Source organism: Moraxella sp. FZFQ2102 (assembly GCF_024137865.1).
In the GTDB taxonomy this organism is placed as follows: domain Bacteria; phylum Pseudomonadota; class Gammaproteobacteria; order Pseudomonadales; family Moraxellaceae; genus Moraxella.
The window spans coordinates 695372-721715 of sequence record NZ_CP099960.1; the positions used below are offsets into that span (position 1 = coordinate 695372).

The window sequence follows — 26344 nt, forward strand, 5'->3', positions numbered from 1 at the left end:
AGATGGCTTGTAATTTGCCCATCATATCTTATATACTTCAAAGGTATTTTTCACAACAATTTTTACCATAGGAATCACCATGTCAAACCATCACCGCTTAATCATCCTAGGCTCAGGGCCTGCTGGCTATTCAGCCGCTGTCTATGCTGCACGCGCCAATCTAAAACCTGTCATCATTACAGGTCTGCAGGTCGGCGGTCAGCTGACCACCACCACCGAAGTCGATAACTGGCCGGGTGATGCACATGGCTTGACTGGTAATGGTCTGATGGATCGTATGAAAGCACACGCCGAACGCTTTGGCACTGAGCTTGTCTATGATCACATCAACCAAGTTGATCTACAAAACCGCCCATTTACCCTAACTGGCGATAACGGCACTTATACCTGTGATGCACTGATTATCGCAACGGGTGCGACCGCTCAGTATCTAGGGCTAGAATCTGAACAAAAATTCATGGGTCAAGGCGTCTCTGCTTGTGCGACTTGTGATGGTTTTTTCTATAAAAATCAAAAAGTTGTAGTTATCGGTGGTGGTAATACCGCTGTCGAAGAAGCACTGTATCTATCCAATATCGCAAGTGAAGTGACTTTGATTCATCGTCGTGATAGCCTGCGTTCTGAAAAAATCCTACAAGATCAACTGTTTGAAAAAGCCACTAACGGCAATATCAAGATCGAGTGGAATCATCAAGTCAAAGAAGTCGTCGGTGATGAGATGGGCGTCACAGGTGTCATTATCGAATCGACCGTCGATGGCAGCACCAAACAGCTTGACATCATGGGTATGTTCGTCGCCATCGGACATAAGCCAAACACAGGCTTGTTCGAAGGTCAGTTGGCGATGAAAGATGGCTATATCGTCGTCAATAGCGGTCTAAATGGCAATGCGACCGCAACGAGTGTCGAAGGCGTCTTTGCCGCTGGTGATGTCGCCGATCATATCTATCGCCAAGCCATCACCTCAGCTGGCACAGGCTGTATGGCAGCGTTGGATGCTGAGAAGTATTTAGACGCTTTGGCATAAGCCATCAGCCAAAAGCCTTGTTCAATGAGCAAGGCTTTTTTGTTTTATCCATCTTATAAATCTGCTACAATCACCTTTTTATAGCACACTTCTCATTTGGCTTTTACCATTAATCCATCATGACCGACATTCATTCTGCTGCCGATCACTTATTACGCTTGCACGCGCTTGCCGATACTTGCCCGTTTGATTTTACAGGGGCGATGGCGCAGTCGGTGGATGGCTTTCTTGGCACGGGCGGTGATCTGTCTGCGCCTACCTTGCTTCATGCTTATCGCTCAGGCGTGTTTCCGTGGTTCAATCATGATGATCCGATCTGCTGGTGGTCACCTGATGTGCGCTGTGTACTCATGCCTGATCAATTCACGCCAAGCAAATCCCTAATCCGCACTGCCAAAAAACAGCCTTGGACACATACAACCAACCTTGCCTTTGATGCTGTCATCAATGCCTGCAGTCAGCCGCGCAGTTATACCGATGAGACTTGGATCGGCGATACGATGAAGTCAGCCTACGCAGATTTGCACACGCTTGGTGTAGCGGTAAGCGTTGAGATTTGGGAAGGCGCGCCGCTTGATAGCGAGCTGATCGGCGGCTTATATGGCGTGAATATCGGCGCGATATTTTGTGGCGAGAGTATGTTTCACAGACGCACCGATGCATCAAAGATCGCCTTTTGGGGTTTGATGCATCTGTGTCAGCAGGCGGGCATTACACTTGTCGATTGCCAATTGGAAAATCCGCATCTGATGAGCTTAGGCGCGCAATTATTGCCAAGAGCAGGGTTTTTAGATTGCCTAAAAGCACTCACCCAAGCTCGTGTACAAGGCTTGGGTGATGAGAAATTTTTCTTGCCAGTTGGTGACTTAATCCATCGTCGATAGATCAAGCTTAGGATCAAGTCGATACACCAACAGCGCACCAATGAAGACCAAGGCAAAAATCACAATGCCCAGTCGCGGCACGACATTTAGATCAAACAAGCCAATTAACAGACCGCCGAAGATCCCCACCGAAAATTGTAGCGAGCCTTGTAATGCACTTGCCATACCGGCGCGGTGCTTTTGATAAGCCAGTGCGATCGCGCCTGCGTTCGGCTGCGTAAAGCCAAGCCCTGCGATACAACAAAAAATGCTCAAAAACACCAAAACAAGATTGGCTTCACCGCCAAACATCAGCCCCAATACCAATAAGCAGCTTGCCGCGATCAGCTGAATTGCCGCGCCGAATCTTAGTAGCTGCACCAGACGAAATCGCTTGGTCAAGAATTGATTGACCTGCGTCAAAGCGATAAATCCAAAGGCATTGGCACCAAAGGCGATGGCGAACTGCTGCTCGGTCAGACCGAAATTCACCATGAATAATTCGCTAGATGCCGACAGGTAAATGAAAAATGCACCTTGTAACAACCCTGCCGCCAAAGCTGGAATGATAAAGGTTTTGTCTTTGCACAGATCTACATATTGCGACAGTGTCGCGGTGATCGGCTGTGTATTGCGGTTTTCAGGCTGTAAAGTTTCCTTTAAAAAAAACTTAGTCAAAACAATCAATAAAACGCCATAACCTGCCAAGAACCAAAACACCGCGTGCCAGTCGGTTACTTGTAAAATCGCCGCACCCAAACTAGGCGCAAGAATCGGCGCAACGCCCATCACCAGCACCATCAGACTAAACGCACGCGCCGACTGCACAGGATTGAGCGTATCACGAATTGCCGCACGCGTCACCACCCCTGTCACGCACGCGCCCAAAGCCTGCACCGTACGCGCAGCAAACAGCACATATTCATGATCGGTCGTGGCGCAGACGATGGATGCCGCAATAAAAATCGTCATGCCAAGATACATCGGCTTGACACGCCCCACCCGATCACTGAACGGACCATAGAACAACTGCCCAAGCACCAACCCAATGAAATAAGCAGGAACAGACTTAGAAATATTACCGACACTCACCCCAAAGTCATCCGCCATGCGCGGCAAAGCAGGCAAGTACATATCGATCGCCAATGGTCCAATGGCGACCATCACGCCAAGCATCATCACCCACAACACGGGAAATGGCGCGTCGGTCGCTTGTCGTTGTGTTGCTTTACTCATATTAAATCTTCTAATTATTATTAATTTATAAAAATATCGTATGGCTAAACTAAAGGCTAAGTGTATCACAAATCACCCCATCATGCCAAACCAAGGGCTTTGGGTGGCTTGCGCTACCATACTGACACATAATCAAAAAAACCGCTCACCCAATCGGCAAGCGGTTAATAAATTTATCTTTAATATTAAATTATCTTAATTTTAAAGTCATCAAACCTAAAACCACCAAAATAATACAGACGATGTAGAATCGCGCGACGACTTTGGTTTCTTTAAGCCCCATTTCTTCAAAATGATGATGCAGCGGTGCCATCAGGAAAATGCGTTTTTTACGCAGGCGATACGAGCCAACTTGCAAAATCACCGACAATGCTTCAGCAACAAAGATACCGCCCATGATGGCAAAGGCAAGCTCTTGGCGCGTCATCACCGCGATCGTACCAAGCATACCGCCCAATGACAGCGCACCAACATCGCCCATAAAGACATCGGCAGGCGCAGCGTTATACCACAAAAACCCAAGACCTGCACCAATGATCGACGCACAGACGATGGTCACTTCAGCATTATAAGCGATGTGCGGCACATGCATATAGTCTGCATAGTTGGCCGACCCTGAGATATAAGCAAACACCCCAAGCCCTGCGGCAACCATCACCACTGGCAAAATCACCAGACCATCCAAGCCATCAGTAAGGTTCACAGCATTTGACGAGCCTGCCAGCACAAAATAAGTCGCAATGATAAACCCAATACCCAAAGGCAGTGCCGAAAATGGAATCACTACATCTTTAAACAGCGGAATCAGCATATCTTGCATGGCGATCATTGTCGCGGCATCTTGCTCTCTGGCAAGCAGATACAGTGACACACCTGCAAACAGCGATCCGACCGACAGCCAAAAATACTTCTTGCGTGCGATCAAGCCTTGTGGGTTTTTGTGCTTGATTTTTAGCCAGTCATCCGCCCAGCCGACAGCGCCAAAAATGACCATCACCACCATCAAAATCCACACATAAGGATTAGACAGATCCGCCCACGCCAAAGTCGCAAGACCAATCGCCACCAAAATCAGCACGCCACCCATCGTCGGTGTGCCTTGCTTGGCAAGGTGAGTTTTTGGTCCATCATCACGCACCGCCTGACCATATTTTAGCGTGCGTAAATAATTGATCACAGGCTTACCACCCAAAATCACGATAATCAATGCTGTAATTACCGCAAGCAGGGCGCGCAAGGTCAATGACCCAATGGCGATGTCTGTTTGTTGTAATAGCCAATAAAGCATAAGTTTTCCTTAAATTTTAGATGGTGGTCAAATCGTTAATCAAAGTTTCCATTGCCATGCCACGCGAGCCTTTAAATAGCACGGTCGCATTGGTATTTTTTAATAAATCTTGTAAATGTGCAAGTAAGCTTGGCTTGTCGGTGAAATGCGTAGCAATCGGCTTTACTTGATTGATCGCACTGCTTGTGTGTGCCATGTGATCACCCAAAGTCAGCACATGATCGATGACTAAGCCTGCAAGCTCACTGCCCAATTTGGCATGTTCATCGTCAGCAGCATCACCCAGCTCAAAAATATCACCAAGCACCAAAATCTTGGTATTCTCTTCTACTTCTAGCACTTTTGCAGCCGCGACCATCGAAGTTGGGTTAGCGTTATAAGTATCATCAATCAAGGTATGCGCGCCAAATTCAATACGCGTCAATCGTCCTTTTGGTGCTACCGCAGACTCTAAGCCCTTAACAATCGTCGGCAAATCCACGCCTAATGCAAAAGTCGCTGCCGATGCCGCCAGTGCATTAGCAACATTATGCTCACCGATGAATGGTAGGCGCACAGGCAAGCTTTCAACTTCATCAATATCAATATTGGTATTTAGTGTAAATGTACAATGCGTGGCGAAAGTCTCGATGTCATCTGCGAACAAATCACCCATCATCAACACAGATTCGATGCCTTCAGCCGATAGCATCGCCTGATCTTCATCGCTTAAACCCGCTTGATTAAGCGGTACAGATTTTTCACCGAAGCTTAATGATAATTCGGTAAACTTCGCCGCTTCATCCGCCAAGCTTTGATAAAACTCATCCGCAAATGGTAAAATCGCCACGCCATTGTCGCTAAGCGCAGAATAAATCTCGCTCTTGGCACGCGCGATATTGGTACGCCCACCGAACTCACCCAAATGCGCCGTGCCAATGTTCAGCACCAGCGCAACATCAGGACGCACAAGACCTGCGGTATAAGCGATCTCACCCAAGTGATTCGCACCAAGCTCCATCACCGCAAAACGCTGTGCATCGTTCAACTCAAGCAGCATCATCGGCACACCAAGATCATTATTAAGATTGCCGCGCGTCATCAAGGTCGGTGCAATTTGGCTTAAAATCGCGCCAATCATCTCTTTGGTTGTGGTCTTACCACTTGAGCCCGTCAACGCCACAACGGTCAGATCAGGATGTTGATCACGGCGATATTTACCCAAATCACCCAAGGCAAGCTTGGTATTTTTGACCACAAGCTGCGGCAAATCACAGTTCACTTCATGCTCAACGATCAGTGCCACCGCGCCATTTTCTTTAGCAGTATTGACAAACTCATGCGCATCGAAGCGATCACCCTTGATCGCCAAAAACACATCACCTGCTGCCACTTTACGCGTGTCAGTGATGATGCGTGTTGCTTGAATTACTGCATCATTAAGCTTATGCCATGTGCCTTGCGTGGCTTGCTTGAGCGTCTCTGCTTGCCAGACATAAGCACCGTTATCGGCGGTGGAAATCGTCATAATATTGCCTTAAAATTTTAAAATAACTAAATTATAAATCGCTTAAATTCATTTGTGATAGCGTTGCAACAGCTCGGTCAAAATCGCCAAGTCATCGAAATCATAACGCACGCCTTTGATCTCTTGATAAGTCTCATGGCCCTTACCTGCGATGACGATGATGTCCTGATCGCCTGCAGATTTTACCGCCAATTCTATCGCTTTTTTGCGGTCGGCTTCGATGAGAATTTTGTAATGGTCTTCACAGCTTAAGCCTTGCTGCATATCATTTAGGATGGCGGCAGGCTCTTCTGAGCGTGGATTGTCCGCAGTCAAAATCACTTGATCGGCATAATCAAGCCCTGCGCGTGTCATCAGCGGACGCTTGGTGCGATCGCGATCGCCGCCACAGCCGAACACCGCCACAAGCTTGCCTTCACAGTGCTTGCGAAGGCTTGATAAGACCTGCACCAAAGCATCAGGCGTGTGCGCATAATCGACGATGAATGAGCCTGTCTGTGACTCGGCGCGCTGCATTCGCCCACGCGCACCGATAAGCCTTGTAATCAGATTTGGCAAATTGACCGCCTGCTTAGGAAATAGTGCTACAAATGCCGCCATGCTTGCCATCAGATTATCGACATTAAATAAGCCAAGCAATGGGCTATGTACCGTCATCAGCCCTTGTGGGGTCTGCACATCGATCACCACCCCATCAAGACTTGGGCGGACATCTTGGGCAAAAAAATCTGCTGTGCTGTCTTTTTGGCTGTAGCGATAAACTGGATAACCGCGATCGCTTTGGTAATCAAACAGCGCGTATTCGGCATCGCCATTGACCACGCCGACTTGTAAGGTTGGGAAAATTGTCTTGTCAAACAGCTTGGCTTTGGCATCGCGATAATCATCCATATCCTTATGATAATCCAAATGATCATGCGATAAATTGGTATAAATCGCCGCCGCCACAGGCACACCCTGCAAGCGATATTGATCCAGCCCATGCGAGCTGGCTTCAAGAGCGATGACTTTCACGCCATCGAGCGCCATTTGGTAAATAAATTCTTGCACCAATAGCACATCGCCTGTGGTATTTGCTGCTTGTACCAATTGATCAAGGCGACCATTGCCCGCCGTCCCCATCACCGCTGCATCAATGCCTGATAATTGGCACAGCTGCGCCACCAACTGACTGACCGTCGTCTTGCCATTGGTGCCAGTCACTGCGATGACCGTTGGCAAATCAACCGCTTGCTTTAGCTGTAAACGCGCGGCGATCAAATCCCCCAGAATCGTACGAATCTGCGGTAAATACAGCACAGGGATAGCGATGTCGCCCAAATCAAGCTTGGCAGTGTCAATTTGGCTGATGACAAAGCTTGCCACGCCTTTGACCGCTTGCAGATAACGATTGGCATTGGTGATGTTTTGCGCTTCATCGGCAGTGGTACTGGCAAGCAGCACATAGCCATCATGTGGCGCAACTTTACGACTGTCTAGGCAAAATCCATCAAATTGACAATCCAACACAGGCTTAAGCCATGTAGATAGCTGCTGTGCGCCTAGTGCATGCGCATGGGTATTGGATGTATTAACAGCCTTGTCGATGACGGCTTGAATGGTGACAAATTGCATAAAAATTCCTTCTTAATCAGCAGCTGGTTTGGTGCTTGGCGCAGCAGGTGTTTCGGCATATAGCGGCTTATCATAAGGTACATTATATAAGCGCAACGCCTCTTTCATGACATTATGAAATACTGGTGCAGACACCTGCCCTGCGTATGACTGTTTGCGTGGATCTTCCACCAAAATCGCCACCACAAAGCGTGGGTTGGATGCCGGTGCCATACCGATAAATACCGCACGATGCTGATCGGTATAATAACCCCCTTTCGGATTGGCACGGCGTGATGTACCTGTCTTGCCTGCCACGCGATAGCCGTTGATGGCGGCACGCACACCCGTACCGCCTTGGGCAGTGACCAACTCCATCATCTTGGTAATCTCTTGGGCGTGGCGTGCTGAGATGACGCGCTCAGGCTTACCCTTATCGATATCACGCACAAGGCTTAAGGGCTGCTTGATGCCGTTATTGGCAAGCGTGGCATAAGCTTGCACCAACTGCGCTAGGGTAACTTCTTGACCATAGCCATAGCTTAAGGTTGCGCGTCGTGAGACTTCTTTACTCTGCGGTGTGCGGATTGTGCCTGCAGCCTCTGATGGGAAATTGAGACTGGTTTTTTGACCCAAGCCAAATTTGCGCTGCATATTGACAATAGCATCATTCGGCAGGCTTAGGGCGATTTTGACAGACGCCACATTACTTGATCGCGGGATCAAGCCGCCCAAGGTAATCGTACCAAAATTCTTGCCATCACGGATGGTATAGCCACCAACATTTAAGCTACCTGGATTGGTGTTAATTAGGCTTGTGGTGCTGTATTTACCTGATTCTAATGCTGCTGCGACCGTGAATGGCTTGACCACCGAACCAGGTTCAAAGACATCCATCACCGCACGATTTCGCTCATTTGCACCATCGCGCTCGGACAGATTGTTTGAGTTGAACGACGGCCAAGAACCCATCGCGAGCACTTCGCCTGTTTGTACATCAACAACCATGCCTGAGCTTGAACGCGCCGACTGTAGCCGTCCGACTTGCTCAAGCTCTTTATACAGCACATACTGTAGGCGCGCATCGATGGTTAGATGCAGATCTTTACTCTTAACCTGCGGTGTCACTTCTTCGATGGCATTGATCGGCATATTGCGGCGGTCTTTGACGACGAGCAGCTCACCAGCTTTACCCGTCAGATATTGATTGAACTGCGCTTCTAAGCCTGCTCGTCCGATCAGTGTGTCGTCTTCTTGGGAGCGGCCGATGAAGCCGATGATCTGTGCGTTCGGCTCTGCTTGTAGATAGTAGCGTTGATCGTGCTTTTCTGATCCGATGACATTATCCATATCAAGCGCAAGCACTGGTGCGGCTACTTCAGGCGATACCTTATTTAGGATCACCACGCGGCGTACACCATTGCCTGTCGGTAATGCTGCCTTGATTTGTGTATCAATGTCATCAGCCAAATAGTCAAGCTTATTATTGATCTTCACCGCTGCTTGTAGCTTTTCGAGCGGATAGCCTGTCGCGGTGGCGATCTTGACCAAATCCATCTTATCAAGCTCACGACTTAGCTTGTCCTTGTCTTTTTGGTTGCTGGCGGTTTGTAGGCGTTTATTGAGTGAATAATACTGCTCGGCATAAGCCTGCGCGTCCAAAAACACCGTAATCAGCGGCGCATTGGCAGCCAGTGGCGTGTTATTACGATCAAAAATCAAACCACGCGATGAGACGAGCGGACGCTTGGTGGTGGTGTACAATGCCGCTTTTTCGTTCAAGCGATCAGCATCGATCACTTGGCGATACACCGCGCCACTCACCAAACCTGTCAAACCGAACGCCATCAATCCCCAAACGATGTAATAACGATGAATATCATTCTTGCCAACGGTCAAAGAGACGGTTTTGCGTTTTTTTGGACCAATGCCGAAAAATCGGAGCGCGCGTCTGAGTAATCGCTCATCATCTTTGGCAGTGACGGTGCGCACTTTTCGCAATGGCGGCGTGACACTGGCTGCAGATTGGCGGGGTTTATTGACTTTACTCATTGCGCATCCTTAGCAGTGTCGGCAGCATCATTGGCATCCATTGGATTGACTTGCGGTGTCAAAACGCGGCGCGATGACCCTGTTGGAAAATACATACCCAGCTCATTGACCGCGCGGCTTGCCACTTGTGGGGTGGCGCTGAAAGTTTGTTGCTCGATCATCAGTCGCTGTTCTTCAGTGCGCAGTGCCTGTAGCTGCAGCTCCGATGTGCGAATTTCCTTATAAACCTTGTGGCGATATTGTGTCTGCTCCACTACAGAGATACCCGTCCACATCACAAGCACCACCAAAATCGCCAAAATCCAGCGCAGCACCTTGGTAATATTGGTACGCACCAACTGATGATCACCATAGATCGATGGCGATTTGGATTTTTTTTGGGGCTGTTCTGCAGGGCTCATGGCGTTATCAATCACAACAATACTCAAATACATCATTTATTTTTCAAAGGCGACATCCGTACGCATCGCGCCACGCAGCCATGCACTACGCGCGCGCGGATTGGCTTTGACTTCCTGATCACTTGGGGCGACGCGTTTTGGCTTGCCAAAATATTTTGGGCGTATAGGCGGCATGGGCAGGTGCGCATCTTCTTCATACTGTCCGCGGCTGTGCTTTTGCAAAAACTGCTTAATGCGGCGATCTTCAAGCGAATGAAAGCTAATCACCGCAAGCTGTCCGCCTGCTTTGAGCGCATCAATGCTTTGACAAAGAAACTCATCGACATCGCCAAGCTCGTTATTAATAAAAATACGCATCGCCTGAAAGCTTTGGGTCGCAGGGTGCTTACCCTTTTGCCAATTGGGATGGGCTTGCTTAATCGTCTCAGCAAGCGCAAGGGTCGAATCATAATTTTCCATCGCCTTGATCGCACGCGCAATACGCCGCGAATGCCGCTCTTCGCCATATTCGTACAACACATCAGCAAGCTCATCGGCTGACACGCGAGCAAGCCATGCCGACACAGGCTCACCACGGCTCGTATCCATACGCATATCCACCGTGCCATCGCGCATAAAGCTAAAGCCACGCGCGCCATCATCAAGCTGCGGACTGGACACGCCTAGATCCGCCATCAAGCCATCGACCTGATCAATGCCAAGACGGGTAAGGCTATCGGTCAAACTGGCAAAGCTGTCATGCACGACTTTCACGCGGCGATCCACCGCCGCAAGCTCATCAGCCACCGCGATCGCCTGCGGGTCTTTGTCAAAGACCACAAGCACAGCATCATCCGCCAGATATTCTAATAACAATCGGCTGTGACCGCCACGCCCAAAAGTCGCATCAACATACACGCCTGATACCGATGATTTTGGCACATCGGCAAGTTTTTTTGCGCCAAGCACCATCGCCACCGTCTCATCTAATAGGACAGTTGTGTGGCTAAATTCGGCAGAATCTTGGCTTGACATGGATTTTCCCAATAAAAAAATGGCAATTTAAAAAGCAGTTTTTTGTTCATATAATTACAACAAATATTTATTATATATTAAAAATAAATATCCAAATGTAATCATGGAACCATAACCTTACTATTTTAGCAGTAATTGATGAATTTTTGGGGAAATTGTGGCGGTTTTTTGTATGCTTTTGTTGCTGATTTTAAACAATTTTCGGCTTTTGCCAAGCAAATCTTGTCATCGCTACCAAAATGCGCCAAAATTTGCTATTATAATGCACAATTTTTTAGCTAATGATTATCTGATTTTTTATCGTTTTTAGGATTATTATGTCTCGTCCAGTTCGTACTCGCATCGCCCCAAGCCCGACAGGTTTTCCCCATGTTGGCACTGCTTATATCGCCCTGTTTAACCTAGCTTTTGCCAAGTCGATGGGCGGCGAATTCATCCTACGCATCGAAGACACCGACCAAGTGCGCTCGACAGCACAGTCAGAGCAAATGATTCTAAACGCGCTAAAATGGATGGGCTTAAGTTGGGCAGAAGGCCCTGATGTCGGCGGTCCACACGCGCCTTATCGCCAATCAGAGCGCAGCGAAATTTATAAAAAATACGCTCAGCAGCTATTGGATGATGGTCATGCATTTCGCTGCTTTTGTACGCCTGAAGAGTTGGATACGATGCGCGAAGAGCAGATGGCACAAGGCTTGCCGGTCAAATATGATGGCCGCTACGCCAATCTTAGCCGCGAAGAATCGGACGCACTGGTCGCCCAAGGCAAGCCTTATGTGATCCGTATGCGCGTGCCAACCGAAGGCGTCTGCACCATTCATGATATGCTGCGCGGTGAAGTAACCATCCCGTGGGAGCAGGTCGATATGCAAGTTTTGCTAAAAACTGATGGCTTACCGACCTATCATCTTGCCAATGTCGTCGATGATCATTTGATGCAAATCACCCATGTTCTGCGCGGTGAAGAATGGCTGCCATCAGCGCCGAAGCATCAGCTGCTGTACCAATATTTCGGTTGGGAGATGCCTGTATTGTGCCATATGCCACTGCTGAGAAACCCTGATAAATCCAAGCTGTCTAAGCGCAAAAACCCAACTTCGATCACCTACTATCGCGATGCTGGTGTCTTGCCTGAAGCGCTGCTGAACTACCTTGGTCGTATGGGCTACAGCCTGCCAAATGAACAAGAAAAATTCACCCTAGATGAGCTGATCGCAAGCTTTGACATCCAGCGTGTATCATTGGGCGGTCCTGTCTTTGACATCGAAAAATTATATTGGCTAAACGGCGAATATCTGCGCGCTATGGATGTAGAAAATCTAAAAAATACCATCCTAGCTTGGGCAAGCGATGATGAGAAGCTAACCGCCATCGCCAAAGCCATTCAGCCGCGCATCAATCTGCTTTCTGATGCGGTGAACTGGGCAGGTTTTTATTTCCAAAATCTGCCTGAAGTCAGCGCCGAAGACTTTGCACATAAGAACCTTGATAATGACCAATTGCTTGAGATCTTATACCTTGCCACATGGCAGCTAGAGAGCCTACCTGCATGGACCGAAGACAACATTTATACGGTGCTAAAAGGCTTGGCAGCAAGCTTTGAGATCAAGCTTAAAGACTTTATGCAGCCGTTTTTTGTGGCGATTGCTGGCAGCACATCGAGCACCCCAGTGATGAACTCAATGTATGTCATCGGCGCGGATATGACGCTTGCTCGCCTGCGCCACGCCACCGAAGCGCTTGGCGGACTTGGCAAGAAAAAGCTGAAAAAACTCGAAGAAAAGAACAAATCACTGCCAAATTTCCTAGCCGCTGAATAAATCTTTTCGTACTTAAGCCAATGCAAACGGTGTATGGTATCATGCGCCGTTTTGTTTTATTTATATAGTAAAATCAATCACTTAGAAACTTTATGACAATTTTATAAAATTTTTGCAAAAAGTGCTTGACGATGGGTAAAATTGCTGTATAATACGCACTCATTAGCACGGGGCTATAGCTCAGTTGGTAGAGCACTTGCATGGCATGCAAGGGGTCAGCGGTTCGACTCCGCTTAGCTCCACCAAAGCTAGTCAAAGAATGTAAGCACCTAGGCATTTTCTTACATTCTATAAATATTAAGTTATTTTTTAGTTTTAAATCAAAACTAGGCAGCGAGCCGAAGATAGTACAAGTAGTACAGCAAGGCGAGCTAACGAAGTTTTGATTAAAAATAAAAATGACGAACCTTGCGTCCCATTCGTCTAGAGGCCTAGGACACCGCCCTTTCACGGCGGTAACAGGGGTTCGAATCCCCTATGGGATGCCAATATTCTTCTCGATAGAGAGCAAATCGCCAGTCTTATAGCAGACTGGCTTTTTTGTTTGTGCGTGATTTGGTTGGATGGGTTGGTGTTATGGCAAATTTTCAGACACACTTAAGCGTGGGCGCAGTGGCGAGCATTGCCATTGCAGGCGGTGGCCATTATGCCGAGCTGTATGGTATCACCACTGCGGTGCTGTGCGCCATCGTCGGTACGCTTGGCAGCCTACTGCCTGACATTGACCTTGAGCATTCTAAGCCTGCCAGCCAAGGATTTTTCGCGGTATCACTGATTGTCTCGACACTGATCACCATTTTATATGCCAATCGCTATTCGGCAGATCAGTTGGTGCTTGATGCGCTGATTTTATGGGCGACAGCGTTTTTGGTCCTAAGATTTGGCTTATTTGAGCTGTTTAGTCGCCTGACCACGCACCGCGGCATGGTGCATTCTGCGCCGTACATGGCAGTATTTGCACTGGCTTTGGTGTCAGGCGTATTTTACGGATTGAAGCTGACGGCATTTGTCAGTTGGGCATTTGGTGCGATGTTATTTATCGGCGCGATGGTTCATTTACTCTTAGATGAGATTTATAGCGTCAATGCTTTTGGCTTGAAACTGAAAAAATCCTTTGGCACGGCATTGAAATTCTTTGAGACAGACAAGCTGATCCAATACGCTTGTCTATATGCGGTATTGGCGGTACTATTTTACATTGCGCCGCCATATCAGGATTTTTGGCGCGGGCTTGTGCGCGTGGCGAAGTTATTTTAATAGGATTTATAAAGAGTAAATTTATAATTTTATCAATTAATTATTTTTAATAAATTCACCCCATCAATACCGAAATGCCATTCCTGTCGCTACAAAGCCTAGCGACCACAGGCAAATCAAGCCGACATGAATCGCCATCAGCCCAAGCGTTTTGTCATTATACGCGCCTGATTCAAACTTTGCCACCACACGAAAGCGCGCATGCAAAGCGGTCATAATCGTCAGCACAAGCCAAGTCAATTTGGCATGAATCAGCGCGGTCAAATAACCCATCGGCGTCAGCCACAGCGTCATCGGTACAATGCTATTTAGCATATAAATCCCTGTCACCACTTGCACGCCCAACGCCGCCAAGCCTAGCGGTTCATAGCTTTTTTCAAATGCCAAAAAGTCTGCCACATCGTTTCGCTTAACAAAATTTGGCATCAGGCGCACAAGCAGATACAGATGCCCACCAACCCAAATGCTTGCACCGATCAAGTGCAAAAATAACGCCACTTTCATCATCACCGACGCCCTTCTCGAAATACCGATTTATCTTGATAAAATACATCATCTTGCCCTTGCCAAAAATATGGCACGCCAAGCACAGGCAAGGGCTGCAGATCTCTTGGTGTGGTCGCAGGATGGCTCAGCCAAATATCCAATTTATCCGCGACAAGCTCATCCAAATACGCCAGCTGCGCACTTAATGAATGCTCAAAAAACTCCGCTCGCACCGTCACAATCAGCGCATGAGCGCACAGATTTTTGCGCGGTGTGATCAGCTGCTCAAGCAGGGCGTGACCAAAGATAAAGGCTTGGGCGTGCGTCTGGTCAGATAGCTCACTTGGATTATGCCAAAATGCTCTTGGTGCGACCAATGAATTTTGCCAATCAAACCGCCCCAACGCTGCGCCAATCGCTTGCCCCACCTTCTCATCACTGACTGCGACGATGATGCCATTTTCATCAAATACTGTGATGGCATCACGCACGCGATTGCGCCCATTGTCCGTATCGCCATCGTCTAGGTGCTTTAGGTGATGGTGATTGAGCATGGCTTTGCACTTGGGAAATACCACCCAGATATTCGCACCAAACCAATCGTGCAGATTATCACGCGTAGGGATCTTGCCTGTCTCGCCGATGTAGCGCTCATACGCCACGCCGTGCGGCAGATCACTTTGATCAGTAAAAGATAGGGACTTGCCAAGCGTGCTGTATAGGCCCAGCTTTTGCTTGTTAAAATAGTCATTCAGCCAAGTTGCCAAAGGTGTTTTACCTGCATCAGCAAAAGATAAATGCATCGGCAAAAATGGCGCAAGCCACGCTGCAGACAAATCAATCGCAGCAAAATCCTGCACAAATCGCATCAAATACTCGCCCCGACCGAACGCGCAAGTGCGATGCCATCTTCGATGCTCATATAAGTTTTTTTGCTCGGTGTATCGCGAAATACCACATCGCCATCTTTAAAAATCAAGCACTCGTCCACCGCAAGCTGCGACCAAGTCTCGTTATCGGTCAAAGGAATGGTGGTCAAGATGGTGACTTTATCATTCTCAGTGGTGACATCTTGAAAATTGATCGTCATCTCGCCATCCGATAGCTTCGCTTCGCCAAACGGTGCTTTGCGCGTCAGATAAAATAGCAAGCTGCCTGCATATGCCAAATGCCAATCGCCATTAGAAATCAAGCAGTTAAACAGTCCATTGGCAGATAAATAGCGGCACTGCGCGGTCAAAAAAGCAAACAAAGCTTCATCAGATGGGCGGCTTTTGAAAGTGGCTTTTAGGCGGTTCAATAAGTAGCAAAACGCCAATTCGCTGTCGGTCGTCCCCACAGGCGTGTAATGCTCGGCGTTGCCATTTGCCATCAGTCGCTCGGTGCGCTTAACGAAGCTGTCGGTCATCTGCCCATTGTGTGCGAACGCCCATTGCTCGCCCCACACTTCACGGACGAAAGGATGGGTATTGGCAAGGCTGTTGCTGCCTTGGGTGGCCTTTCGGATATGAGCGATGACATTCATCGCACGGATAGGATAATTATTCACCAAATCAGCAATCGGCGATGAATGGCTTGGCTTGTCATCGTGAAACTGACGCAAACCCACGCCATCTTCGTACGGGTTTTTCTCAAAAAATGCAATGCCAAAGCCATCTTCATGATGGTCAGTCAAGCCACCGCGCTTACGAAACCCAGCAAAGCTAAAGCCGATGTCAGTTGGGGTGTTGCAGTTCATTCCTAGAAGTTGACACATCAGACACGACCCCAATGAAAACTCGCCAAGCGTTTCATTAGGTCAGGATTTTTCACCATAATGTCATCACCTGTACGACCTTGCTCGCGGTTATAATGGATGACATTAAGACGCAGCAGCCAAAAAATCGTTGCACTATACGCCAGCATCACAGGCAGTGCCGCTTTTTCATCGGCGGTCAAAACGCGCCCCGACTCATAGCCTTCGATAAACGCCGCCATCTTCTCGGTGTCAAAATTCACGCTCTCGCCATCACTGGCATTGCCCCAAGTGGTACAAAAATCATTGATGGTGATCGCCACATCCATCACATAATATTCCACCGACACTTCGGTAAAGTCCAAAAGACCCGTCAGGCGCGGCACATCACCGCTAAAATCCCACAAGGTATTGTCCGTGAACATATCCAAATGGCACAAACCCTTTGGCAAATCACTTGGCAGATTGGCGTGCGCATCCCAAATATCATTCATAAGACGCGCTTCATCAATCGGCATAAAAGCTGTTTCGCGCACCTTGACTCTTGCCCAGTCGTACAAAGGCACGCCATATTCTTCGGCAGGCTGTAGCGTTGTCAAGGTATTATGAAGCACCGCTAAAGCCTTGCCCATCTCATGACACATCGACACTGTGGTCGCTGTCGGGTGCACACCTGCCAATTTTGGCACAACCAAAATCGCCTTATTCTCATAGCGCATCACGCAATCTTCACCGATGTGTGTGCCTTTGGCGGTTTTTTTAATCAAAGGTGCAGCGATCGGCAAATCATCTTTAAGCGTGTGCATCACGGTCGCCATCTTGATGATGTCATCAGGCACGCGCTCTTCGTACAAGGTGAACACATAGCTAAACGCATCGCCTTTATCGCCATCGGTCTGCACGAACCAATTGGAATTTTTGATCCCTTGGACGATCGGAATTGCCTTTTTAAAAGGCACGCCATACAAGCCACAAAAGGCATAAAATTCATCATCAGACAAATGGGTATAAACAGACATAAAGCACCACTTCGGTTGGCAAAAAGATAAGGTTTTGATGCGTAACAAGCCTTGGCGTATCAAAATCACTAAAACTGCTGATATTTTAATAAAACTTTGTTAAAATTGCCAAAGTATTTTTGGATGGTTGCTTATAAATTTTATTTATTAAGTTAATATTTAAAAATAGTTGTGTGTTTTATAATAAATAATACAGCAATTGATGTTTGAAAATACGGCAAATTCAGCCAATTTTTATGCCAAGTACAATTTAACTTGCCAAAACAAAGGACATTCCCATGTTAGCCAAACGCCTAATTCCCTGCCTAGATGTTGAAAATGGTCGCGTCGTCAAGGGTGTGAATTTCGTGGACATCAAAGACGCAGGCGACCCTGTGGAAGTCTCCAAACGCTACAACGATCAAGGCGCAGACGAGATCACCTTTTTGGACATCACCGCCACATCAGATGGGCGCGACACCACTTATCACACCGTTGAGCTGATCGCCAAATCCATCTTTATCCCACTAACCGTCGGCGGTGGCGTGCGTAAAATCGAAGACATCAGAAATCTATTAAACGCAGGCGCAGACAAGGTCGGCATCAATTCAGCCGCCATCACCAATCCTGATTTGGTCAGTGATGCCGCCGCGCGTTTTGGCAATCAATGCATCGTCGTCTCCATCGATGCCAAGCGCGTGCTGCGCGCAGATGGCAGTACGGGTTTTGAGATTTTCACCCACGGCGGACGCAAAGCCACAGGCATCGACGCCATCGAATGGGCAAAACAAATGACCGCGCGCGGTGCAGGCGAATTGCTCGTCACCAGCATGGATGGCGACGGCACACGCCAAGGCTACGACCTTGAACTGACACGCACCATCGCCGACAGCGTCAATATCCCTGTGATCGCATCAGGCGGCGTGGGCAATCTACAACACCTTGCTGATGGCGTCATCCAAGGCGGTGCGGACGCGGTGCTTGCGGCGAGTATTTTTCACTTTGGCGATTATACCATCCGAGAAGCCAAAGAATTTATGGCAGCGCAAAATATCCCTGTGCGCTTGATTTGGTAAATTCAGCCATCGATCAGATGGGGCATTTTAAAAATGCTATTTAGCCCAATTTTGCAACTTTTATTTGCAAAAACTTGCTTATAAACGCCATCAAACTGTGTTAAAATAACCGCAACCATTTATAAATTTTAGGATAATTATTATGACAACTTTTACTGCTCAAAAAACCGCCATCACGCACATCGAAGGTGCTTTGCATGACAATTCAGCGGTGCGTATCGCCATCGCCGTGGGTCGTTTTAATGGCTTTTTGGTCGAAAGCTTGGTAGAAGGCGCGATCGATGCCCTAGTGCGTCATGGCGTACAAGGCGCGAATATCGATGTGGTGCGCGTACCAGGTGCGTTTGAGCTACCATTGACCGCCAAGCGTCTTGCTGAGTCGGATAAATATGATGCTGTGGTGGTATTGGGCGCAATCATCCGCGGTGCAACGCCACACTTTGATATCGTCGCCAATGAGTCAGCCAAAGGCCTAAGCCAAGTGGCGCTATCTTCAGGCAAGCCTGTCATCAATGGCATCTTGACCACCGAAAACATCGAACAGACCATCGAGCGCGCCGGCACCAAAGCTGGCAACAAAGGCTATGAAGCTGCCTTGACCGCACTTGAGATGGTTTCTGTATTAAAAGCGATTTAATATACCGTTTATATCGCAAGATTGTGGGAGATGCAAGCGCACGCCCACTTTTGACTTTTTAAGTTTTTGGTTTTTATAGTTCATTAAATTCAAAATACGCCATATGAGCTTTTGCGTTCGTGGTAAGCCAAATCGAACCAGAACAGAAAACCACTCCACCCTTCGATAGTTCGGCAGGCTCACTACTTTAGAGCGAACGGTTTTGGTGGTTTTGGTGGTTTTTGAAGTTAAATCACTATATATAACCGCTTGAATGTGCTTAAGCGGCACATTTTTGGATCTATCCACACTATTTAACAATCAATCACCTTTTGCTTTGGCGCGATTTGTTTTATCATATCGGCATCTGCCGATAAACTGTTGCCCATTTTGTCTTTTGCAAGCGAGAATATCATGACTGACATCGACATCACCTTGGCCGAAACTGGCTACAAAACCACCCATACTGCCGTGCGTAAGGCGCGCCGCTTTGCCCTGCAAGGCTTGTACGAGTGGCTATTGACCGATTATCGCCTTGCCAAGACGGATAAAGCCTTGGTCGGTGGCAATGAGCCGCACACCATCGTTGCGCGTACGCGTGCGGATAATGCCATGCATACGGTACATCTTGGCTATTATCATGAGCTGATGCGCAAGATTCCTGAGCAAGCAGGTGAGTTGATTGTGGATATCTCTCGTCATCTTGATCGTAATTTTGATGCACTTGATACCGTCGAAAAAGCCATTCTGCTGATCGGCGCTTATGAACTCAAATACAGCCTACACATCCCTTATAAAGTCGTGCTGGATGAAGCCATGCAGCTGAACACTCACTTTGGTGCAACCGATGCGCACAAGCTGATCAATGCCGTGCTGGATCAATACGCCAAAATCGTGCGTGAGACCGAAGTGCGTGCCCATAAAGCCCAAAAAGACGCGTAAACCCAAGCAACTTTTACCAAGTTCATGCCAAGCCAAGAAATCGACCATGTCCGAATTTTCGCTCATCGCCAAGCATTTTAGCCGTCATACGGCAGCAGATGACATCGCCATCAGTGTCGGTGATGACTGCGCGGTGCTGGATGTACCGATGGGGCATCAGTTGGTGATCTGCACCGATACCATGGTGGAAAATCGCCACTACCCTGCCGATACGCCTGCACACGCGGTGGGCTATAAGGCGGTGGCGGTAAATCTATCCGACCTTGCAGCGATGGGCGCGACACCACACAGCATCACGCTGGCACTTAGCCTGCCAAAATACGATGCCGCATGGGTAGCGGGCTTTGCCGATGGACTGTATCAGATCTGCGATGAATTTGGTGTAAAATTAATCGGCGGTGACACTACTTATTCGCCGACCACCACCATTAGCATCACCGCGACAGGCTTTGTACCACAAGGCGCTGCCATCACACGCAGCGGTGCAAAGCTTGGCGATATTATCTGTGTCAGTGGACAGATTGGCTCGGCAAGCTTGGCGTTATCACAGGTTTTGCAAGGCAAGGTAAGTCCTTTGCGCGCTGCACTGGATTATCCGACGCCACAAGTTGCTCTTGGGCAAGCGCTCAAGGGATTTGCCAATAGCATGATCGACATCTCTGATGGCCTGGGGCAGGATCTGGGGCATATTCTGACAGCAAGCGGTGTGGGCGCAAGGCTAAATCTTGAACAGATTCCTTGTACTGATACGGTCGCTGCCCTGCCTTTTGCCGAGAAATATCAGCATATTTTAAATGGCGGCGATGATTATCAGCTGTGCTTTACCCTACCAGTAACAAAGCTTGCGCAATTTCAGGCTGATTTTGCCCACTTACCTATTTATCCGATTGGACAGATCAGTGTTGATGATGGTTTGGTGCTGTTTGAGCATGGTAAGGCGGTGGATTTTAAGGTGAAAGGTTGGGAGCATTTTTAAGGAATTATGTACAATGGATAGTCAAAATCTAGAAAAAACCGAACGCCTAATTCGCGAAATCAATCTAATCCACGCCAAATACTCCCAAGATTATTTTGAAACGGGCAAAGTAGAAAAACTCAACCTAAGTCGCACGCTAAAAAATGTGCCGGTTGAACACATCTTATCATATCGCCTGAATCTACACGAAGCCATCAATGATTATCTACTATTTGCCGATACCAAAGACATCACTTTTTATTATCGAGTTAAGACTTCTGAGAGCATCGAAGCAAAAATTGCACGCTATCTTGCCCGAGATAATCAATATCCCGTGAACAATATATTAAATGATATTTTTGGTGCAAGAATTGTCCTACCTTCAGAAGACATTGGGATTATTTTAGAAAAACTGGATAGTTTTAAAGAAAAATATGGCTTAAAAAATTGGTATCTGCGCGATGTCGATGGCTATATCGGTATTCATGTGTACTTTAAAAATGCCAGTAATTTCTACTACCCGTGGGAGCTGCAAATCTGGGATGAACGCGATGCCATGACCAATATCCAAAATCACATCGCTTATAAACGAGATTTCGTCAAATAACCTTCAATCAATACCATAAAACCATGAGCCAATCCAAACCTGACATCTATAAAGCCAACACTTGCCCACCTTGCCCACCGACCGCCACCGCCTTTGAGCGACTGATTTATTGGCTGGGCATCGGACTGGGTTCAGGCTTGCCGCGCCGCGCCGCAGGGACTTGGGGAACGGTGGGCGGACTGATCATCGCCATTCCAATGATCTTGGCGGGGTTTTGGGCGTTTGTCACCACCACAGCATTGGGGCTTATTTTTGGCAGCTTTATCTGTGGCAAGACTTCGGCGCTGATGGGCATTGATGACGATCCGCACATTGTCTGGGATGAATGGGTCGGGATGTGGCTTGCGCTTCTGCCAAGTTTATTTGTGCTACACGAGATGGACGGTCTTAGCACAGCAACGCTGATGACGGCAGAATTTTGGCTGATTTTTGGCACAGCATTTGTGCTATTTCGCGTATTTGATGTGCTGAAGCCCGCGCCAATCAGCTGGGCGGATGAGCATTTGACGGGTGGCTTTGGCATTATGATGGACGATGTCCTAGCAGGAATCATCGCAGGGATGATTACGGTGATTGGGCTGTTTTCGTTTGGTATTCTGCCAAGCTAAATGTACAATCAAACCATATACACCACCTGATTTAACCACCAACCGCTTTACCCAAAGCGGTTTTTAGCCCTTTAAATTCACCAATCCATTGGCAAAACTTCAGTAAGCTCTTTGCAAATGATAGGCAATTTTTCACGCCATGTTGTAAGATTTTTGCCAGCTTGCAAGTTTTATTGTACATTGATATAACAAAATCGCCGATTTTATGGTTGTACACGCAATAAAAAAGGCGTATTCTATGCACCAACAAGCAAACAATAACAAAAAACCACTGCTTGTTATTATAAAAATAAAATAAATAATCACAATAATGATTTAATCATCAAAAAATAACCAAAATAAGGAATATACTCATGAAAAAATTCATGCCAGCTCTACTATCAGCCGTTGTTGCATTCTCAGCTGTATCACCTGCTTTTGCTGTTGATAATGGCAATCTACTCCAAAAATCCCTTGCCGCACAAGGCAGCAACCCAAAAGCCAAAGCAGCAGACCAAACTGGCGGTGATTTTCGTTTTGACAAAAATCCAAAAATCGCCCAAGAACAACAAGCTGTGTACAACCAAATCATCCGTTATCAAGATGCACTAAATAGTGGCGACACCGCAACTATCCTAACCTTATTCGCAGCACCAGAAAGCTACTCGCAATGGAACGAAGTGCTGACCGCAGACACCACCCAAGAGCGCAAACAGCAGTATGACAACTTATTCAAAAACGAAAAATTTGTCACCGACTTCGCTGTCGATAGCATCTGGGTCAATGGCGACACCGCCGTGGTACGCACCCACCATCACTTCGGCTCAGTGGTCACAAGCCTAAAAGACCAACGCAGCGTCATCGATCTAAACCGCGAAGTGTTCGTGATGACCAAACAAAATGGCGAGTGGAAAATTTTCCTATACACTTTCAATGTCAATCCATTACAAGGCGTCGCCTAACCCATCCACCCCTACGCTCCACAAGCAGGTCGTTTACGCGACCTGTTTTTTATTTTTTATACAAAACCACAACCAAAGCCATCTAAAATTTTGCCAAAATCTCATGAATTTTTGCTAAAATTGATGGATTAACAATTTTTAAGGAAAATCCCATGACGCTACACACCATCATCTTAGCCGCTGGCAAAGGCACTCGCATGAAATCAACTCGCCCAAAGGTGCTACAGACCTTGGCGGGTAAAGCTTTGGTCAAGCATGTCTTGGATACTTGCCAAGCGGTCGAATCAGACGGCACGGTGCTGATTTATGGCTTTGGTGGTGAGATGGTCAAGGCGGATTTGGTGGATTATCCAGTGACTTTCGCTGAGCAAGCCGAGCAGCTTGGCACGGGTCACGCGGTAAAAATGGCACTGCCACACTTACCGACCGATGGCAAAAGCTTGATTCTATACGGTGATGTGCCACTAACCCAAGCCGATACCTTGGCAAAGCTTGTCGCCGCCAATACTGACGGCATCTCTATGCTAACCCTAGATGTCGCCAACCCATTTGGCTTAGGTCGCATCGTGCGTGATAATGGTAAAGTCGTCGCCATCGTCGAACAAAAAGACGCCACCGAAGCACAAAAGCAAATCACTGAGATCAACAGCGGCATCTACTGTGTGGACAATGCCCTACTACACAAATACTTGCCAGCACTGAGCAATGACAACGCCCAAGGTGAGTATTACCTGACCGACATCGTCAAAATGGCGGTCGCTGATGGCATCACCATCGCCACCATCGCGCCTGAATACGAATTTGAGATCGAAGGTGTGAACGATCGCATTCAGCTTGCCAATCTTGAGCGCACTTATCAAGCCCACCAAATTCACGCCCTACAGCTTGCAGGGGTGCAGTTCGCCGACCCAAACCGCGTGGACATTCGCGGCAGCTTAACCTGCGGACAAGATGTCTTTATCGACATCAACACTGTCTTTATCGGCGATGTCACGCTTGGCAATGGCGTACAAATCGATGCCGGCACCGTCATCAGCAATACCACTATCGGCGATAACACCCACATCAAGCCAAACTGCGTGATCGATGACAGCACCATCGGCGCAGGCGTCACCATCGGCCCATTCGCCCATCTGCGTCCAAAGACCGTACTGGCAGACAAGGTAAAAATCGGCAACTTCGTCGAAACCAAAAAAACCACTGTCGGTCTTGGCAGTAAAATCAACCACCTAAGCTATGTCGGCGATGCCACACTTGGCGCAGATGTCAATATCGGTGCAGGGGTGATTACTTGCAATTATGATGGCGTGAATAAATTTAACACCATCATCGGTGATAATGCCTTTGTCGGCAGCAACTCAAGCCTAGTCGCCCCTGTTAAAGTCGGCGCAGGCGCAACCATCGGTGCTGGCTCAGTCATCACCAAAGACAGCCCCGATGGCAAGCTTACCCTAGCACGCAGCAAGCAAATCACCATCGATGCTTGGACGCGCCCTGTGAAGAAATAATTCATGGAAAATAATTAAGCATAAAAGTACAAATCGTTGGTGGTTTGTGCTTTTTTATGGTTGTTTTAAATGTGAATAAAAAGCTGAAAATACTGACAATCTGATGATTTTAAAAGATAATTTTGCTTTGACCTACCAATAAATTCCATCAGCCAAAATCATCAGTAATTTAAAACAAATACACCCAATTCACCCACTTTATTACCACAAATTTGTATAATCAAAATTTAAATTTGCTAATTATTTGGAAAACTCTTATAATTGCTCAAATTTTGTACACTTCCAAGGATGAGCCATGTCCAACTTCTCGCTAAAAGCCCACCTACAACGCCAAAATATCGTCATCTCATGGCAACGCTACGGCATCGATGCGCTCAATTTCATGGCATTGGGGCTGTTTTCATCACTAATCTTGGGTTTAATCATCAAAAATATCGGCACATGGACAGATTTGCCTTGGCTGATCGACATCGGCACACAAGCCCAAAGTATGATGGGCGCAGCGATCGGTGCAGGGGTCGCATACGCGCTCAAATCACCGCCATTGGTACTATTTACCAGTATCATCACAGGCTTTGCAGGGGCGGCGTTGGGTGGGCCAGTGGGTGCGTTCATCGCGGCATTGATCGGTGCTGAATGCGGCAAATTCGTCCATCGCACCACGCCGCTTGACATCATCATCACGCCGATGACCACGCTGGTGGTCGGTATGGCGGTGGCAGGCTTTATCAGCCCTGCGATCGCGCAGATGATGACAGCCTTGGGCGAGTTCATCATGTGGGCAGTGGAGCTATCACCGATCGTCATGAGCATCGTCGTCGCGGTGGCGATGGGGGTGATTTTAACCCTACCCATCTCAAGTGCGGCAATTGCCATTAGTTTAGGCTTGGGCGGACTTGCGGCAGGGGCGGCGACAGTCGGCTGTGCTGCACAGATGATCGGCTTTGCGGTGATGAGCTATCGCGATAACGGCACGGGCGGCGCGCTTGCTTGCGGACTTGGCACCAGTATGATTCAAATGCCCAATATCCTAAAAAATCCCAAACTTTGGCTGCCGCCGACGCTGACAGGTGCGATTCTTGCACCATTTGCCACCGCCATGTTTGGCATGACCAATATCCCATCAGGCGCAGGCATGGGGACAAGCGGCCTGGTCGGACAAATCGGCACGCTGGATGCGATGGGGACAAGCTTATCAGTATGGGGCTTAATTGTCGCGTTTCACCTTGTTCTGCCTGCGATTTTGACTTGGATTTTTACAAGATTTATGCGTGCTAAGGGCTGGATTAAAGATGGTGATCTTGCCTTGGATAAAGGCTGATTCATAGGGAAAATGACAAAATATTTTTATAAATCAATATCTTATAAAAATTTGCAGAATTTTCTTAGAAAAATGCTTGCAATCTAAAAATTTTACTGTATAATTTGTCGCCTATACAGGGGTATCGCCAAGTTGGTAAGGCATCAGGTTTTGATCCTGACATTCGTTGGTTCGAGTCCAGCTACCTCTGCCAATTTCTTCAAAGTAAATTTCCTCCTTTGTTTGCTTTGAAACAAAGTTTGCAAATCTTTTAAAAAATTTGCATCTAGGGGTATCGCCAAGTTGGTAAGGCATCAGGTTTTGATCCTGACATTCGTTGGTTCGAGTCCAGCTACCTCTGCCAAATCCAATCAAGCCGATCAGTAATGGTCGGCTTGATTTTTTATTGCCAAATTTTCCCCACGCAAGCCAAGCCAATCAAGGTTTACAAAAAACTTGCCGCACCCCCCTGCAAATCCGCCCCCAAAAGTGCTAAAATATGCCCTTAAATGGC

At 47.7% G+C, this 26344-nt stretch carries 24 protein-coding genes and 4 tRNA genes; 17 read left to right on the forward strand and 11 right to left on the reverse strand.

Going from position 1 to position 26344, the window contains the following annotated elements:
* Positions 1 to 79 precede the first annotated feature (79 nt).
* Complete coding sequence (trxB, locus tag NGM44_RS03290; protein ID WP_253224236.1) at positions 80 to 1027, forward strand: thioredoxin-disulfide reductase; 948 nt, start codon at positions 80 to 82, stop codon at positions 1025 to 1027.
* A gap of 119 nt (positions 1028 to 1146) precedes the next feature.
* Positions 1147 to 1911, forward strand: a complete 765-nt coding sequence (gene aat / locus NGM44_RS03295; RefSeq protein ID WP_253224237.1) for a leucyl/phenylalanyl-tRNA--protein transferase — start codon at positions 1147 to 1149, stop codon at positions 1909 to 1911.
* Here the strand turns inward: aat and NGM44_RS03300 are convergent.
* From NGM44_RS03300 to rsmH, 7 genes are all read right to left on the reverse strand, one after another.
* Positions 1894 to 3126, reverse strand: a complete 1233-nt coding sequence (locus NGM44_RS03300) for a multidrug effflux MFS transporter (RefSeq protein ID WP_253224238.1) — start codon at positions 3124 to 3126, stop codon at positions 1894 to 1896. The genes aat and NGM44_RS03300 overlap by 18 nt on opposite strands.
* A 190-nt stretch (positions 3127 to 3316) precedes the next feature.
* Positions 3317 to 4414 (reverse strand): phospho-N-acetylmuramoyl-pentapeptide-transferase, encoded by a 1098-nt coding sequence (mraY, locus tag NGM44_RS03305; RefSeq protein ID WP_253224239.1) that lies wholly within the window; start codon positions 4412 to 4414, stop codon positions 3317 to 3319.
* Positions 4415 to 4430: 16 nt separating this feature from the next.
* On the reverse strand, positions 4431 to 5921 hold the full coding sequence (gene murF / locus NGM44_RS03310) for a UDP-N-acetylmuramoyl-tripeptide--D-alanyl-D-alanine ligase (RefSeq protein WP_253224240.1): 1491 nt from the start codon (positions 5919 to 5921) through the stop codon (positions 4431 to 4433).
* A 48-nt stretch (positions 5922 to 5969) separates the two neighbouring features.
* The gene (locus tag NGM44_RS03315) at positions 5970 to 7535 is read right to left on the reverse strand and encodes a UDP-N-acetylmuramoyl-L-alanyl-D-glutamate--2,6-diaminopimelate ligase (protein ID WP_253224241.1); all 1566 of its coding nucleotides are present in this window, start codon (positions 7533 to 7535) and stop codon (positions 5970 to 5972) included.
* A 12-nt stretch (positions 7536 to 7547) separates the two neighbouring features.
* Positions 7548 to 9566 (reverse strand): penicillin-binding protein 2, encoded by a 2019-nt coding sequence (locus NGM44_RS03320; RefSeq protein WP_253224242.1) that lies wholly within the window; start codon positions 9564 to 9566, stop codon positions 7548 to 7550.
* The gene (locus NGM44_RS03325) at positions 9563 to 9967 is read right to left on the reverse strand and encodes a cell division protein FtsL (RefSeq protein ID WP_253224243.1); all 405 of its coding nucleotides are present in this window, start codon (positions 9965 to 9967) and stop codon (positions 9563 to 9565) included. The genes NGM44_RS03320 and NGM44_RS03325 overlap by 4 nt, the downstream gene beginning before the upstream one ends.
* Positions 9968 to 10003: 36 nt before the next feature.
* Positions 10004 to 10981: a 16S rRNA (cytosine(1402)-N(4))-methyltransferase RsmH gene (rsmH, locus tag NGM44_RS03330; RefSeq protein ID WP_371923528.1), complete on the reverse strand. Its 978-nt coding sequence runs from the start codon at positions 10979 to 10981 to the stop codon at positions 10004 to 10006.
* 317 nt (positions 10982 to 11298) lie between these two features.
* On the opposite strand from rsmH, the gene gltX reads away from it, so the two are divergent.
* The 4 genes from gltX (at position 11299) to NGM44_RS03350 (ending at position 14058) form a co-directional block, all read left to right on the forward strand.
* Positions 11299 to 12801: a glutamate--tRNA ligase gene (gene gltX, locus NGM44_RS03335; protein WP_253224245.1), complete on the forward strand. Its 1503-nt coding sequence runs from the start codon at positions 11299 to 11301 to the stop codon at positions 12799 to 12801.
* 169 nt (positions 12802 to 12970) lie between these two features.
* Positions 12971 to 13046: transfer RNA gene (locus tag NGM44_RS03340), tRNA-Ala, on the forward strand.
* A 167-nt stretch (positions 13047 to 13213) separates the two neighbouring features.
* A tRNA-Glu gene (locus NGM44_RS03345) sits at positions 13214 to 13289 on the forward strand.
* A gap of 88 nt (positions 13290 to 13377) precedes the next feature.
* Positions 13378 to 14058, forward strand: coding sequence for a metal-dependent hydrolase (locus NGM44_RS03350; protein WP_253224246.1), 681 nt, complete (start codon positions 13378 to 13380; stop codon positions 14056 to 14058).
* A 63-nt stretch (positions 14059 to 14121) separates the two neighbouring features.
* Here the strand turns inward: NGM44_RS03350 and NGM44_RS03355 are convergent, their stop codons facing one another.
* Genes NGM44_RS03355 through NGM44_RS03370 form a run of 4 tightly spaced genes read right to left on the reverse strand, consistent with a single transcriptional unit; the run spans position 14122 to position 17298 of the window.
* Positions 14122 to 14565, reverse strand: a complete 444-nt coding sequence (locus NGM44_RS03355) for a hypothetical protein (protein ID WP_253224247.1) — start codon at positions 14563 to 14565, stop codon at positions 14122 to 14124.
* A complete protein-coding gene (locus tag NGM44_RS03360) occupies positions 14565 to 15413 on the reverse strand; it encodes a DUF3025 domain-containing protein (RefSeq protein ID WP_253224248.1) in 849 nt (282 codons plus the stop codon). The genes NGM44_RS03355 and NGM44_RS03360 overlap by 1 nt, the downstream gene beginning before the upstream one ends.
* On the reverse strand, positions 15413 to 16300 hold the full coding sequence (locus NGM44_RS03365; RefSeq protein ID WP_253224249.1) for a class II glutamine amidotransferase: 888 nt from the start codon (positions 16298 to 16300) through the stop codon (positions 15413 to 15415). The genes NGM44_RS03360 and NGM44_RS03365 overlap by 1 nt, the downstream gene beginning before the upstream one ends.
* Entirely contained in the window at positions 16300 to 17298 is a 999-nt protein-coding gene (locus NGM44_RS03370; protein WP_253224250.1) for a homoserine kinase, read from the reverse strand. The genes NGM44_RS03365 and NGM44_RS03370 overlap by 1 nt, the downstream gene beginning before the upstream one ends.
* A gap of 278 nt (positions 17299 to 17576) precedes the next feature.
* On the opposite strand from NGM44_RS03370, the gene hisF reads away from it, so the two are divergent.
* From hisF to NGM44_RS03425, 11 genes are all read left to right on the forward strand, one after another.
* On the forward strand, positions 17577 to 18353 hold the full coding sequence (hisF, locus tag NGM44_RS03375) for an imidazole glycerol phosphate synthase subunit HisF (protein ID WP_253224251.1): 777 nt from the start codon (positions 17577 to 17579) through the stop codon (positions 18351 to 18353).
* 142 nt (positions 18354 to 18495) lie between these two features.
* Complete coding sequence (gene ribE / locus NGM44_RS03380) at positions 18496 to 18990, forward strand: 6,7-dimethyl-8-ribityllumazine synthase (protein WP_253224252.1); 495 nt, start codon at positions 18496 to 18498, stop codon at positions 18988 to 18990.
* 393 nt (positions 18991 to 19383) lie between these two features.
* A complete protein-coding gene (gene nusB, locus NGM44_RS03385; RefSeq protein WP_253224253.1) occupies positions 19384 to 19911 on the forward strand; it encodes a transcription antitermination factor NusB in 528 nt (175 codons plus the stop codon).
* A 46-nt stretch (positions 19912 to 19957) separates the two neighbouring features.
* Positions 19958 to 20887 carry a thiamine-phosphate kinase gene (gene thiL, locus NGM44_RS03390; RefSeq protein ID WP_253224254.1) on the forward strand — a complete coding sequence of 310 codons (930 nt, stop codon included), beginning with the start codon at positions 19958 to 19960 and terminating at the stop codon, positions 20885 to 20887.
* Positions 20888 to 20900: 13 nt separating this feature from the next.
* Positions 20901 to 21473 carry a GTP pyrophosphokinase gene (locus NGM44_RS03395; protein WP_253224255.1) on the forward strand — a complete coding sequence of 191 codons (573 nt, stop codon included), beginning with the start codon at positions 20901 to 20903 and terminating at the stop codon, positions 21471 to 21473.
* A gap of 23 nt (positions 21474 to 21496) precedes the next feature.
* The gene (locus NGM44_RS03400) at positions 21497 to 22081 is read left to right on the forward strand and encodes a phosphatidylglycerophosphatase A (RefSeq protein WP_253224256.1); all 585 of its coding nucleotides are present in this window, start codon (positions 21497 to 21499) and stop codon (positions 22079 to 22081) included.
* A gap of 353 nt (positions 22082 to 22434) precedes the next feature.
* Complete coding sequence (locus tag NGM44_RS03405) at positions 22435 to 23022, forward strand: nuclear transport factor 2 family protein (RefSeq protein WP_253224257.1); 588 nt, start codon at positions 22435 to 22437, stop codon at positions 23020 to 23022.
* Positions 23023 to 23174: 152 nt separating this feature from the next.
* Complete coding sequence (gene glmU / locus NGM44_RS03410) at positions 23175 to 24530, forward strand: bifunctional UDP-N-acetylglucosamine diphosphorylase/glucosamine-1-phosphate N-acetyltransferase GlmU (RefSeq protein WP_253224258.1); 1356 nt, start codon at positions 23175 to 23177, stop codon at positions 24528 to 24530.
* A 295-nt stretch (positions 24531 to 24825) separates the two neighbouring features.
* On the forward strand, positions 24826 to 25851 hold the full coding sequence (locus NGM44_RS03415; protein WP_253224259.1) for a PTS transporter subunit IIC: 1026 nt from the start codon (positions 24826 to 24828) through the stop codon (positions 25849 to 25851).
* A gap of 117 nt (positions 25852 to 25968) precedes the next feature.
* Positions 25969 to 26044, forward strand: a tRNA-Gln gene (locus tag NGM44_RS03420).
* Between the two features lie 74 nt (positions 26045 to 26118).
* Positions 26119 to 26194, forward strand: a tRNA-Gln gene (locus NGM44_RS03425).
* Positions 26195 to 26344 lie beyond the last annotated feature (150 nt).

Bases quoted from the DNA above. Each gene is read 5' to 3' on its own strand.
- NGM44_RS03315 (WP_253224241.1), bottom strand. From the start codon at position 7,535: ATGCAATTTGTCACCATTCAAGCCGTCATCGACAAGGCTGTTAATACA.
- hisF (WP_253224251.1), top strand. From the start codon at position 17,577: ATGTTAGCCAAACGCCTAATTCCCTGCCTAGATGTTGAAAATGGTCGC.
- trxB (WP_253224236.1), top strand. From the start codon at position 80: ATGTCAAACCATCACCGCTTAATCATCCTAGGCTCAGGGCCTGCTGGC.
- NGM44_RS03400 (WP_253224256.1), top strand. From the start codon at position 21,497: ATGAGCCAATCCAAACCTGACATCTATAAAGCCAACACTTGCCCACCT.
- NGM44_RS03415 (WP_253224259.1), top strand. From the start codon at position 24,826: ATGTCCAACTTCTCGCTAAAAGCCCACCTACAACGCCAAAATATCGTC.
- mraY (WP_253224239.1), bottom strand. From the start codon at position 4,414: ATGCTTTATTGGCTATTACAACAAACAGACATCGCCATTGGGTCATTG.
- rsmH (WP_371923528.1), bottom strand. From the start codon at position 10,981: ATGTCAAGCCAAGATTCTGCCGAATTTAGCCACACAACTGTCCTATTA.
- NGM44_RS03300 (WP_253224238.1), bottom strand. From the start codon at position 3,126: ATGAGTAAAGCAACACAACGACAAGCGACCGACGCGCCATTTCCCGTG.
- murF (WP_253224240.1), bottom strand. From the start codon at position 5,921: ATGACGATTTCCACCGCCGATAACGGTGCTTATGTCTGGCAAGCAGAG.
- NGM44_RS03395 (WP_253224255.1), top strand. From the start codon at position 20,901: ATGGATAGTCAAAATCTAGAAAAAACCGAACGCCTAATTCGCGAAATC.
- NGM44_RS03325 (WP_253224243.1), bottom strand. From the start codon at position 9,967: ATGAGCCCTGCAGAACAGCCCCAAAAAAAATCCAAATCGCCATCGATC.
- NGM44_RS03365 (WP_253224249.1), bottom strand. From the start codon at position 16,300: ATGTGTCAACTTCTAGGAATGAACTGCAACACCCCAACTGACATCGGC.
- ribE (WP_253224252.1), top strand. From the start codon at position 18,496: ATGACAACTTTTACTGCTCAAAAAACCGCCATCACGCACATCGAAGGT.
- NGM44_RS03355 (WP_253224247.1), bottom strand. From the start codon at position 14,565: ATGATGAAAGTGGCGTTATTTTTGCACTTGATCGGTGCAAGCATTTGG.
- NGM44_RS03360 (WP_253224248.1), bottom strand. From the start codon at position 15,413: ATGCGATTTGTGCAGGATTTTGCTGCGATTGATTTGTCTGCAGCGTGG.
- NGM44_RS03350 (WP_253224246.1), top strand. From the start codon at position 13,378: ATGGCAAATTTTCAGACACACTTAAGCGTGGGCGCAGTGGCGAGCATT.
- glmU (WP_253224258.1), top strand. From the start codon at position 23,175: ATGACGCTACACACCATCATCTTAGCCGCTGGCAAAGGCACTCGCATG.
- gltX (WP_253224245.1), top strand. From the start codon at position 11,299: ATGTCTCGTCCAGTTCGTACTCGCATCGCCCCAAGCCCGACAGGTTTT.
- NGM44_RS03320 (WP_253224242.1), bottom strand. From the start codon at position 9,566: ATGAGTAAAGTCAATAAACCCCGCCAATCTGCAGCCAGTGTCACGCCG.
- NGM44_RS03405 (WP_253224257.1), top strand. From the start codon at position 22,435: ATGAAAAAATTCATGCCAGCTCTACTATCAGCCGTTGTTGCATTCTCA.
- aat (WP_253224237.1), top strand. From the start codon at position 1,147: ATGACCGACATTCATTCTGCTGCCGATCACTTATTACGCTTGCACGCG.
- thiL (WP_253224254.1), top strand. From the start codon at position 19,958: ATGTCCGAATTTTCGCTCATCGCCAAGCATTTTAGCCGTCATACGGCA.
- NGM44_RS03370 (WP_253224250.1), bottom strand. From the start codon at position 17,298: ATGTCTGTTTATACCCATTTGTCTGATGATGAATTTTATGCCTTTTGT.
- nusB (WP_253224253.1), top strand. From the start codon at position 19,384: ATGACTGACATCGACATCACCTTGGCCGAAACTGGCTACAAAACCACC.